This is a genomic window from Streptomyces tardus, from assembly GCF_018101125.2.
In the GTDB taxonomy this organism is placed as follows: Bacteria; Actinomycetota; Actinomycetes; order Streptomycetales; family Streptomycetaceae; genus Streptomyces; species Streptomyces tardus.
In genome coordinates this window covers 271,849-283,446 of record NZ_JAELVF020000004.1, presented here as the reverse complement: position 1 = coordinate 283,446, position 11,598 = coordinate 271,849, and the positions used below count along the sequence as shown (strand labels likewise).

General features: G+C 62.5%; 8 protein-coding genes. 1 reads left to right on the top strand and 7 read right to left on the bottom strand.

The genetic code is table 11. The features are described from left to right. Positions 1 to 74 precede the first annotated feature (74 nt). Positions 75 to 4,049, top strand: coding sequence for a type VII secretion protein EccCa (eccCa, locus tag JGS22_RS23735; protein ID WP_216815135.1), 3,975 nt, complete (start codon positions 75 to 77; stop codon positions 4,047 to 4,049). A gap of 77 nt (positions 4,050 to 4,126) precedes the next feature. Here eccCa and JGS22_RS23730 read toward each other — a convergent pair whose 3' ends face one another. The 7 genes from JGS22_RS23730 to JGS22_RS23700 all read right to left on the bottom strand — a co-directional run bounded on the left by JGS22_RS23730 (position 4,127) and on the right by JGS22_RS23700 (position 11,539). Beyond that, positions 4,127 to 4,429, bottom strand: coding sequence for a WXG100 family type VII secretion target (locus JGS22_RS23730; RefSeq protein ID WP_211040370.1), 303 nt, complete (start codon positions 4,427 to 4,429; stop codon positions 4,127 to 4,129). A 60-nt stretch (positions 4,430 to 4,489) separates the two neighbouring features. Continuing rightward, positions 4,490 to 4,891 (bottom strand): WXG100 family type VII secretion target, encoded by a 402-nt coding sequence (locus tag JGS22_RS23725; RefSeq protein ID WP_211040369.1) that lies wholly within the window; start codon positions 4,889 to 4,891, stop codon positions 4,490 to 4,492. A 202-nt stretch (positions 4,892 to 5,093) separates the two neighbouring features. Continuing rightward, the gene (locus JGS22_RS23720) at positions 5,094 to 5,774 is read right to left on the bottom strand and encodes a hypothetical protein (protein WP_211040368.1); all 681 of its coding nucleotides are present in this window, start codon (positions 5,772 to 5,774) and stop codon (positions 5,094 to 5,096) included. Between the two features lie 3 nt (positions 5,775 to 5,777). After that, on the bottom strand, positions 5,778 to 7,997 hold the full coding sequence (locus JGS22_RS23715; protein WP_211040367.1) for a hypothetical protein: 2,220 nt from the start codon (positions 7,995 to 7,997) through the stop codon (positions 5,778 to 5,780). A gap of 20 nt (positions 7,998 to 8,017) precedes the next feature. Then, entirely contained in the window at positions 8,018 to 8,449 is a 432-nt protein-coding gene (locus tag JGS22_RS23710; protein ID WP_211040366.1) for a hypothetical protein, read from the bottom strand. Positions 8,450 to 8,505: 56 nt separating this feature from the next. After that, the gene (locus tag JGS22_RS23705; RefSeq protein ID WP_211040365.1) at positions 8,506 to 9,717 is read right to left on the bottom strand and encodes a S8 family serine peptidase; all 1,212 of its coding nucleotides are present in this window, start codon (positions 9,715 to 9,717) and stop codon (positions 8,506 to 8,508) included. A gap of 1,351 nt (positions 9,718 to 11,068) precedes the next feature. Then, positions 11,069 to 11,539, bottom strand: a complete 471-nt coding sequence (locus tag JGS22_RS23700; RefSeq protein WP_211040364.1) for a DUF2563 family protein — start codon at positions 11,537 to 11,539, stop codon at positions 11,069 to 11,071. Between the last annotated feature and the right edge of the window lie 59 nt (positions 11,540 to 11,598).

Sequence of the window (11,598 nt, the reverse complement as noted above, 5' to 3'; positions counted from 1 at the left end):
CGCGCGGATGGGGACCGCCGCCAAGGGGGCGACGACGGGTGAACTCCGCGCGGAACCAGAGGGATTGGGTACGCGTGAGCCAGATCGTCATCAAGCGCCGAAGCCGGGTGCTGCCCGCCGACGTACCCGCCGAACCGCTCACTCTGGAGTCGCCGCCAGAACTCCCCCGCGGCCAGCAGGAGGGGGTGTGGATGCAGATCCTGCCCATGCTCGGCATGGGCGGCTCGATGGTCTTCTTCTTCAACCCCAACCAGACGAATTCCTTCATGCGGATCATGGGCCTGATCATGCTCGTCTCGATGGTCGGCATGATCGTCGCGATGTTCGTACGGTTCCGCCGCGGCACGCTGGGCGAGATGGCCCAGAGCCGGCGCGACTATCTCAAGTACCTCGCCCAGACCCGCCGTACGGTCCGCAGAACCGCACGCAGCCAGCGCGACGCACAGCTCTACCTTCACCCGCCCGCCGACCAGCTCTGGTCACTGGTCGAGGCCGGCGACCGCGTCTGGGAACGCCGCCCCGCCGACCCCGACTTCGCACAGATACGCGTCGGTCTCGGCACCCAGCAGCTCAACACTCCGCTGGTGGCGCCCGACACCGCGCCGGTCGACGAGCTGGAGCCGCTCACCGCGGGCGCGATGCAGCGCTTCATCGCCACCCACAGCTCGCTGGACGACCTGCCCGTCGCGGTCTCGATGCGGTCCTTCTACCACGTCACCGTCTCCGGCCGCCCGGAGAGCGCACACGGCACCGCCCGCGCGCTGCTCGCCCAACTCGCCGCCCTGCACTCCCCCGACGATCTGGTGATCGCCGTCGCCGCGAGCGGCGCGGAGGCCGCTGCACGCTGGGAGTGGGCCAAGTGGCTGCCGCACGCGCAGCAGCCGGGCGAGGCCGACGGAGCGGGCAGCGGACGGCTGATCACCGACGACCTCATCGAGCTGGAGGACCGGCTGCGCGTACGGCTGGAGGGCCGCTCCCGCTTCACCGGCGAGGCTGCGCCCCCCGACCGCGCCCACCTGGTCGTCCTGCTGGACGGCTCCTCGGTGCCGCCCGGCTCCGCCTTCGCCGCCCCCGAGGGCATCCAGGGCGTCACCGTGATCGAGGTCATCGCGGGCGAACTGCGCGAGCCCCGCGGCGCGTTGGCCATCGTCGCCCATCCGGACACGCTCCGGCTCACCTCCGCCCAGGGCATGGTCTACGAGGGCACCCCCGATGTGCTCGGCCCCGAGGCCGCCGAGGCACTGGCCCGCCTGCTCGCCCCCATCCGGATGGGCAGCGGCGGTGACGACGACGCGCCCCTGCTCGCCAACCTGGAGTTCACCGACCTCCTCAACCTCGGCGACGCCGACTCCGTGGACACCTCCCGCACCTGGCGGCCCCGCTCACAGGCCGACCGGCTGCGCGTACCGATCGGCGTCGGCGAGGAGGGCCAGCCGATCATGCTGGACCTCAAGGAAGCGGCCCAGGACGGCATGGGCCCGCACGGTCTGTGCGTCGGCGCCACCGGCTCCGGCAAGTCGGAACTGCTGCGCACCCTCGTACTGGGACTGGCCGTCACCCACAGCTCCGAGACCCTGAACTTCGTCCTCGCCGACTTCAAGGGCGGCGCCACCTTCACCGGCATGTCGGCGCTGCCGCACGTCTCCGCCGTCATCACCAACCTCGCCGACGACCTCACCCTCGTCGACCGCATGGGCGACTCGATCCGCGGCGAACTCAACCGCCGCCAGGAACTGCTGCGTTCGGCCGGCAACTACGCCAACATCCACGACTACGAGAAGGCCCGCGCCGCCGGCGCCGCGCTCGACCCGATCGCCTCGCTGGTCATCGTCATCGACGAGTTCTCCGAACTCCTCACCGCGATGCCCGACTTCATCGAGATGTTCATCCAGATCGGACGCATCGGCCGCTCGCTCGGCGTCCACCTGCTGCTCGCCTCGCAGCGCCTGGAGGAGGGCAAGCTGCGCGGACTGGAGACCTACCTCTCCTACCGCATCGGCCTGCGCACCTTCTCCGCCTCGGAGTCCCGCACCGCGCTCGGCGTACCGGACGCCTACCACCTGCCGTCCGTCCCCGGCTCGGGCTACCTCAAGCACGGCACCGAGGAGATGGACCGCTTCAAGGCCGCGTACGTCTCCGGCGTCTACCGCCAGAACGACGACCGTCCCACCGGCCTCGGCCCCCGCCCCGTCGAACGCCGCGCCGCGCTCTTCACCGCCGCCCCGGTGCCCGTCACCCTCTCCGAGCCCGACCCCGAACAGCTCGCCGCCGCCCTCGCCGCCGCCCGCCGCGAGGACGACGCGCTGGCCGACACCGTCCTGGACGTCATCGTGCGGCGGCTGGAGGGCCAGGGCCCGCCCGCCCACCAGGTGTGGCTGCCCCCACTGGACTCCGCTCCCGCACTCGACCAGCTCCTGCCCGGACTCACCGTCGTCGAGGGCCGCGGCCTCACCCAGTCCGACAACCCGCGACTCGGCCGTCTCGCCGTCCCGTTCGGAATCGTCGACAAACCCTTCGAGCAACGCCGCGAGCTGCTCACCCGCGACTTCTCCGGCGCCGCCGGCCACATGCTCGTCGTCGGCGGACCGCAGTCCGGCAAATCCACCCTGCTGCGCACCCTGGTCTCCGCCTTCGCCCTCACCCACACCCCGGCCGAAGTCCAGTTCTACGGCCTGGACTTCGGCGGCGGCGGCCTCTCCGCCCTCCAGGACCTCCCCCACGTCGGCGGCATCGCCTCCCGCCTCGACCCCGAAAAAGTCCGCCGCACCACCGCCGAAGTCATCGGCATCCTCAACGAGCGCGAGGAGTACTTCCGCACCCACTCCATCGACTCCATCGCCACCTTCCGCAGGCGCCGCGCCGCAGGTGAACTCCCGGACCAGCTCTGGGGGGACGTCTTCCTGCTGGTCGACGGCTGGGCGAACCTGCGCCAGGAGTACGAAGTCCTGGAGGAGGTCGTCACCGACCTGGCCGCACGCGGACTGGGCTACGGCATCCATGTCGTACTGACCGCCTCGCGGCACATGGAAGTGCGTGCCGCGCTCAAGGACCAGATCCTCAACCGGCTGGAACTGCGGCTCGGCGACCCGTTGGACTCCGAGTTCGACCGCCGCGTCGCGAGCAACGTCCCGGCCAACGTGCCCGGCCGGGGCCAGGTGCCCGAGAAGCTCCACTTCATCGGCGCCCTGCCTCGCATCGACTCGCGACACTCGGTCGAAGACCTCGCCGAGGCCGGCAACGAGCTGGTCAAGGCGGTCGCCACCGCCTGGCAGGGGCCCCTGGCTCCGCCCGTACGCCTGCTGCCGCGCACCTTCCCCGCACACCAGCTCCCCGCCGGGCACGAGAGGCCGGAAGAGGGCGTCGCCTTCGCGCTCGACGAGAACAGCCTCCAGCCCGTCTTCATCGACTTCGAACGGGACCCCTTCCTCCTGATCTTCGGCGACAGCGAATCGGGCAAGACCTCACTGCTGCGACTGCTCATCAAACAGATCACCGAGCGCTACACCCCCGACGAAGCCCTCATCATGCTCGGCGACTACCGCCGCTCCCTGCTCGGATACGTGCCCGATGAGCACCTGCTCGAGTACGCCGCCATGTCCAACGCCATGGAGACGCACATCGAGTCACTCAACAGCCTGATGGTCCGACGAGCGCCTCAACCGGACATCACTCCACAGCAGTTGCGCGACCGCAGCTGGTGGGACGGCCCACGGTTCTTCATCGTCATCGACGACCACGAGCTGGTGTCGACCTCCAGCAGCAACCCCCTCGCCACTCTCGTCGACAACCTGCCCTACGCCCGCGACGTGGGCATCCGCTTCATCGTCGCGCGCAGCTCAGCCGGCGCCGCACGCTCCACCTACGACCCGTTCATGCAACGCGTCCGCGAACTCGGCGCCCAGGGCCTGGTCCTGTCCGGCGACCCCATGGAAGGCGAGGTCATCGGCAACATACGACCCCAACCCCTCCCACCGGGCCGCGCCTTCTTCGCCTCCCGCAAACGCGGCAACCCCATCCTCCAGATCGGCTGGCTCCCCGACGAACACTGAGCGAACAACGGTGTGGGGGCGTTACCCGGCCGGGTAACGCCCCCACACACATGACAGGACTCGCGCCGAACGGCGCCTCAGATGTCGAAGCGCCCCGCGGCCTTGCGGTCGCTCGCCTGGTACTCACCGCTGGCCTGCCGGACCTTCGAAGCTATCTGCATCAGCGTCCGCTCCATGCTGTCCGCCCGCTGATCCCACGTCACGTGCACACGCATATAGGCGCTCTGCGCCTCGCCCTCCCACGTCTGGGCGACCTTCTTCACTTCCTGCTGCACGCGCTCCAGATCACCGCGCAGCCGCTTCGCCGCCGACTCGATGTCGGCCGCGGCCTTCTCCAACGAGCCGTAGTTCACTACGAGCTGGCTCGGGTCACTCGCCATTTCACGCCTCCAAGCAGTTGGTCAGATCCACTCGGTCACCGTCGAAACGATGACCCCCGTCTAGAACTTGTCGAACCCCGAGTACTTCTGCGAACCGACCCCGGTGTCCTGCATGGACCCCATCGTCGTCCCCTGCGGAACACTCGACAGCGGCACACCGTTCCCCTCGATGCCACGCATGCTCTGCAGCACGTTCTCATCGTTCGAACCACTGTCGCGCCGGGTCTCACCGATCGCCGTCCTGATACCACTCAGGATCTTCTGCAACGCCACATGATCCTGGTTGATGCGACCCTGCTGACTCTTGAACTCCGCAGCACCGATTCCGGACCAACGCCCGGCCAGTTCATCGATCGCCGTCTGCAGGCCCCGCACCTGCTTGTCCATCGACTCAAGCACCGAGCCGAGGTTGTTCTCCAAATTCTTCAGGTCAACCCCATTGACCTTCTGCGCACCAGCCATCTCATTCCCCTCTCAACATACGGTCAGTGAACAACGAACCGAACCCTCGCCAGCCGCAGCACAAGGCGTTAAGGCAAGCAGCCTACGCACCCACTTCGGCACCTCTGAAGCTAGCAGCCAAGAGACACCAGACGCGCCAATTTTACCGGCAACCTCGTCCTCGGAACGCGAGAATAAACGCAATTCTGCTTGCCGACTCTACTCATCTTGGCCCGTGCGCCCATTCGGTCCCCTCTCCAAACGGATTACGGAGTTGCACGTCATTCTCACAATTCATTCCTGAAACAACGGATCGAGCCATCTGAATCAGGATCTTCATGCGATGCTCCACCGCAAGAGTGTAGAGCAAATTGTCACGCAGTTCACCGTGCAGGGCATTGTATCCATGACGTGAACCGACTTCACTTCGATCACATCTCGCGTACAAGTTCAAATGCTGAATTCCGCCGGAAGCGAATCTGATCTCCGCGTAGTCGCCGATCAGCCGCACGTCCTCCCCAGGCTTCTCTTCCGGTTGATTCAGAGAAGTCAACCCTTGCACTTTAACCCACTCAAAACCAGCGACAAGATCATTCCCCTTCTCAAGTCCCGACTCAAGTACACAGGTCTCAATATGTGAACGAGGCGAGGACAGTAGCTTTTCACCTACGCCCTGAAGATTCTTTGACTCCTCAACAATTTCCACTTTCTCTTCTTTGGCGATCTCATCGAAACGACCGGGGTGCCTCTCCGGCACGTCCGCTACATCTTCATACCCCTCAAAAGATCCACCACAAACACTGTTCCAATTAATTTCAGGGGAAGGAGCTGGCGGCGCTCCCGTGCAGCCCCCCATGAACATGATGGAGACCGCGCAGAGCACAGTGATTCGATCAGTGCGCATTTTCTACCTTAGCGACTTGAGAATTCCTTCTGTATACGACCAGCCACTCGACTGTTTATCGGAGGCAGCACTGGACAAACCTCTGCCACCGTCGTGATTACTGGTGTACGACGACTCCATCTCTGTCAGCCTCAGTGAAATTTGATCCCTCAGATCACCCGAATGAGCCCCCTGTTTACTCTCACTTTTGTCGTCATCGTCATCAAATCCCATGTAGTGCTCAAATGCGGAAATTGCGAGGTCCCCAACGATCGGGAAAGCGACCATCCCAACCGCAGCCCCAGGAGGGCCAGCAATTGCGCCGCCAATTGCTGCTCCGGCTGCAGCACCTCCTGCGCTATTCACGACAGAAGTACCCTCCGCCAGGCTCCACGTAGTCCATGATCCCGACTCCTCTGAATCTTTGTCAGCCGATTCTCTCTCATCTTTCTCCAAGGAATCGAGGTACTCATTTCGGGCCGATGCCATAATGCCTTGATTGTAAGCTCCGGAATCGAGAGCGCTCTGAACTCGGTACCTATCACCAGCATTGTCTTCCATGACGCTTGCAGTATATATGTGCTGCGCGGTTGCCATAGCTTCATACGCACTCGAATGTTTGGCGACTTCGATCATGAAATCTCTAGCCGTATCAATGGGTATGTCACCGATACCGTTGTCCTGGGAGTCATAGATACCGCTCTCAATGAGTTCCGCATTATTAAATCCGCCACGCATAGCGGTTGCCTTTGTAAGTTCGTCAATATATCCGGATCCGATTCGAGCAGCACTTTCCACTAGACCGGGAGTGTTATGTAGTAGTTGATTCTCTTTGCTCCTGACATCTTCGCCCATTATTTTCATGACTTCGCGTGCGATTTTTGCTGTCTCCGCGTCTCTGTTAATACCTGTTTCGTCCCAAGGGACTCCAAGAGAAGCGGACTGTAGTGCTCTTCCAAGGTCACGGTGCTGATACTCGGGCTTGACTGTGACGCTAGTCTGGTCAGCCACCCAGTCGCGTTCTTTGATCAGGTAGCGGAGATCATGGGGGTTATTCAAAGCCTCCTTGGCCGCATCTGGGTTGTTACCCAATGCGTGCATGTAGCCGCGCATTGGATCTGCTCCGTGGTCGTCGCCTCCAAAGTTGAGACGAATATTGTCCGGTTGCTGCTTCCAATCTTCGGAGTCCATCTTCTTGTCAAAGTCGATCAGTTTCTCGCCGTAATTAATCAGGAAGCGCGAATCGTAGTCCCCCTCCCTCATAAGGGCACTCATTACCTGAAAGTTGTATGGTGGACGACCTGGTTCCGGGGTCTTCCGCTCAAGCTCGATCCTGTCAGGCCCCAGATCTAGGACATCGTTCTTCCATTTCTTCATCGCGTCGCTGTCAGAGTGTGTCGCGGTGGCCAAGGTGGTCCCCAAGGACTTCTGCAACTTCTCGATGATCTTCGCGCGGCCGTCCGAAACTCCCGGATCGTTCACCATGTCGTTCCACTGGACAAAAAGCTTCTTTGCTCCGACACCTGCAGTGAACTTCTCGGTGAAATACGGGTCGCCTTGCCGATTCGTGAGTATCGAGTTCAGGCGAGTCATCTCGCGGTCGCTGGCCTTTTCGCCCTTGCCAAGAATTTCCTCGGCTTCTTTTGCCTGCTTTACTGCCTCCTCCATCGATTTCGATGCAGCCTTGATACTGTCTACGGTGCCTGCGTTGAATCCAGGTTTTGATCCGTTTCGATCCTGCATGAGCGCCCAGTTGAGCGCCCGATCTGCCTCGGTCGCCCGGTTCACTAGCGTATTAATTTCCGTGTTGTATTCGTTGATGGTCTCGCTGAGGTGTCTCTGAATCGTCTGCCTCTGTTTGAAGTCCTCCTCGGGTGAATCGAATAGCACTTTCCCAGTCGTCTTGTTCAGTGACAGGTGGGTGCTCTCAGCCACCTCTGAGGCGATCCCTTTAAGCTTCTTCTGTACCCTCTCCAGTTCCTCGACAGCGCTGCGGATGAGGCCGTATACAGCTTTGGATTCCTTGGATGCGTCTTCTAGCTGGTCATAGACCTTTGTAAAATTCCGTCGCCCGGCCTCCGCTGCTTTCCCGTCCCAATCACGACGTGAAAGTTTTCGTGTGACAGTCGGCCGAAAGGAGTTTGCGATCCCGACAAGCTCATCCGGCAACACTCTCCACCTGCTGGCAGCCTTCGTGAGACCTGATAGGTCAGCGCCCACGACTGTCTCATAGCTGAGCGGCATCTAACCTTCTCCCACCGAGTTCAGTTCTTCGACTTGAACTTTGTTGCCTGGTTCGTGTCCTGCAAATCCATCTCGGCGGCCGCTGAATTGAGACCGCCCGCCACTCCGTTCTCAATGAGCCTGTCCAAGTGGTCGACCTGCCTCTCCCAGCGCTCCTCGAACGTCCGTATACCTTTCTGGCACTCAAAACCCTTGAGCCCGGGCGATGCCTTCTTGATCGCATCCACCGCAGAGTTGTCTGCCTTCTTCAGGTTCGCCCTGGTCGCGTCTGCCTCTTTCGCTTTCTTCCTGAGCAGTGCCGGTGTTATCACCACAGCACCGAAGTCAGGGCCGGGTCCCGGTATTTCTTTTCCATTACCGTCGTACTCGGGCGCCAAGCCGGCCAAGCTCATCTTTGCTTTGTCTTGCTCAACCTCCGCCTTGATGGAATTCCATTCACCTCGAAAAGACATCGCTAGCTTCCCTCATTGCTCCAGAAGATCAGTTCCGACATATCCTCACGCTGCAGTCACCGCGATACCCGTGTGCGTCGGCGCAGGAATACTGCGGCTAGGGCTGCGCCGAGAACTGCGACAGCGCCGACGGCGACGGCCGGCACCAGGAATGAATTGCTGTCCTTCTCCGACGCGTCGCCCTGGGCCTGCTGGTCTTCTTCGCTTATGTCGCTGCCGCTCTTGCCGTCGTCAGGCTCTTCCGACGAGTCAGACTTCTCCTCCTGCTTCGCGTAGTACTTGGAGAAGAGAGGGTTCTTGTCCGGATCCCCGGGGTCAATACTGTCGTCAGCAAGCGCAATACGGGGACGGACAGCGCCGTACCCGATGTATTTACTCGGAATCTTGCCGGCAACCGGTTTCCCAGCCGTTTCAATCAAGACTCGCAGCACCTGATTCGCGGTCCAATCCGGGTACTTTGACCAGATCAAAGCAGCTGATGCGGACGCCAGGGCCGATGCCGCGCTAGTGCCGCTGTTCTTGCAGATGTCCGTGTTTTTCTTGCATCTGACTGCCAGGTCACCGCCTGGGGCGCTCAGCGAGACGTGCTGCCCGTACTGCGAACTGCTAAGCCGTTGGACCTGCTTGTCGGTCGCGGCGACCGCAACCACGCCCGGAAGAGCCGCCGGGTAATTCGCTGTATCGTCGCCAGCATTGCCGGACGACGCAAATATCAGGACCCCCTCTTTGTTGGCCCTGTCAATCGCCTTCTGTACTTTGGCTCCTCTTCCGCTTTGAGAAGCACCGAGAGAGACGTTAATAATCTTCGCTCCCACATCAATGGCATGATTGATCGCTGCAGCCATATCTCCAGGAATGCCGAACTCGTCTGTCGTCTTCAAGGCAAGGATCTTGGATTCTGGCGCCAGCCCATGAATGCCGGATTCCTTGCCGGTTCCGCTGATCAACGCGGCAATCGTCGTGCCGTGACTTCCCGGATCGCGATACGGACTACCGGTACCAAGGAAGCTCTTCCCGCCCGCTACTTGGCCTCGGAGTTCGGGTACGGTTCGGTCAACCCCAGAGTCTATAACAGCGACGGTGACTCCGTCTCCTCTGGCTGTTTTCCACATTTCCTCAGCTTTCATGGACTCCAGATACCACTGAAGATCCTTCGCTTCCTGCGCATACGCAGAAGGCGCGATTAGACCCACAGCGACCAGAGCAGCCAATAGTGCACCGAACAGGTCGCGTGCTGTGAAGCGTGGCTCACGAGGATTTTTCAGCATGCCGAGATACCCGAATTCGTGTCAGGGAAGGGCTAGTTGTCAATAACCGGAGGTACCGTGCGCCGTCTCCCTGCGTACCAGGTCTCTTCTTCTTCCGTTAGGTAATCAGGACGCGGCTCACTCTCGTCACGAACACGCCTCGTGGATCTGTTCGTCTGCCTCGTTCCGTGAGCGACCTGCGATGGTGGCGCTCCCATACCCGCTGAACCACGAGGTGCAGCACTGCCTCTCCCGATGCCCACGGCGGCGCCGCTCGCCCCAGGTGCTCTCCCTGCCGCCTGCGGTGAGCGGCCGGCGGGCCCTCCCATCAGCCCATTGACAGGCCCACGAGTCGGCGCATTGCCTGCAGTTGTCGGAGCCTGACCGCCAATGACTGTTCCTCGAGGCATACCTGCTGGGCTGGGGCCGGCACTCACAGGTCTCGCGGTACCACCGTGAATACCAGTGCCATTGGAGCCGGCCGGCAGCACGCCCGGCCGAGCCACGGCGACAGCAGGCTGACGCGGAACTCCGGCAGCGCCCGGGCCACCAATTGCCCCAGGCGCGGTGTTCCGCCCCGCTCCAAGGCCGGGCGCACCGCCGACTGGTCCCACTGGCCCGGTTCCCGCGACAGGCCCGGGAGATGCGCCCGTGGTTCCGGTGGGTGCATGGGACGGCGACGCGGAGCGCGGATCCGTCACTACACCCGCCGAATCCAGTTCTGTCTGCACCTGAGAATCTGCCGGACCACCACGGGAATTACTCCTCTCACTTCCGTCCTCCGGCTCGGTGATGCCGAAATTGTTGGAGAGGTTGCGCCCCGCCTGGTCTGAAGTTCGGTCCACGCCGCCCGGAATGGGCTTGCGGGGTGTCTCAGGGGATGGTGCAGGCAAATCTTCGACGACGAGCAAGGGGAAGTTCGGGCGGGTGGGGGAGGCTACGTCCTTGGCGGCTTCGCTGTAGTAGGAGTTGAGTCGAGTGATGACCCGCAGCGCGTCCTGACGGTCCTTCTCGGACTGGCTGCCGTCCTTCACTTCGGGCATCGTCTTCTTGGCGTAACTCAGCCCGTCGCTGGCGAAGAAAAGCGCGGACCCGACAAGAGTGGCGTAATCCCCGAGAGCGCGGCCCTCTTTGGCGAAATTCTTCGTCCAGGTGCGCAGTGCCTCACCGGACTCGCCCTCCCACTCCGCCTTCTTCACCAGACGCTCGAGGTCCTGGACGATCGAGTAGATCTTCCGTGCCGCGACGCTCACGGCGTCGCTGCGGGTCGAGAGATCGTTCGGCCTGGCGCCGGAGACGAGAGCGTGCAACTCCTTGTGGCTGAGGCCCTCTGAGTTGTCTGCTGGCAAGGTGTGGCCCTCTTTCGCGGGTCTCAGTAGTTTTCGGCTTCGGTGCCCGTGCCGGTCGCGCGCTCGTCGCGGGTGTCCGGGCGGGGCTCCGGGGTCCGGTAGTTCTCCCGGGCGTTCTCCTGGAGCTTGTGGAAGCGGGCGATCTGCTCTTCCTCGGCGTTGTCGAAGCCCTTCTTGGACATCTCGACGACCAGGCTCAGCGACTCCAGCTGTTCACCGAAAATGCGCACATAGCGCTCCAGTTCGACACGCGCCTTGTCGTACGCCTTCGACAGGTCGTCAGCGTGCGCGAGGTTGGCGCTGCCGTACGCGTCGCGGGCCACGATCTGCTGACGGACCTTCGCCGCCGAAGCGGACGAATCACGCAACTCGCTGGCAACAAGGTCGACTTGCTTACGCAGCCGCGTCAGGGTCTCCGAGTCGAGAACCAAGCCCCCATCAGCTTGCGGCAATTCCCCGCTGCCGTTCGTGCCTCCGACATGGTCGAGCGCCACGGCTCAATCCCCCCACAGATTTGGCCACTACGGTCCGTACAAGTTTACTCACTACGTAC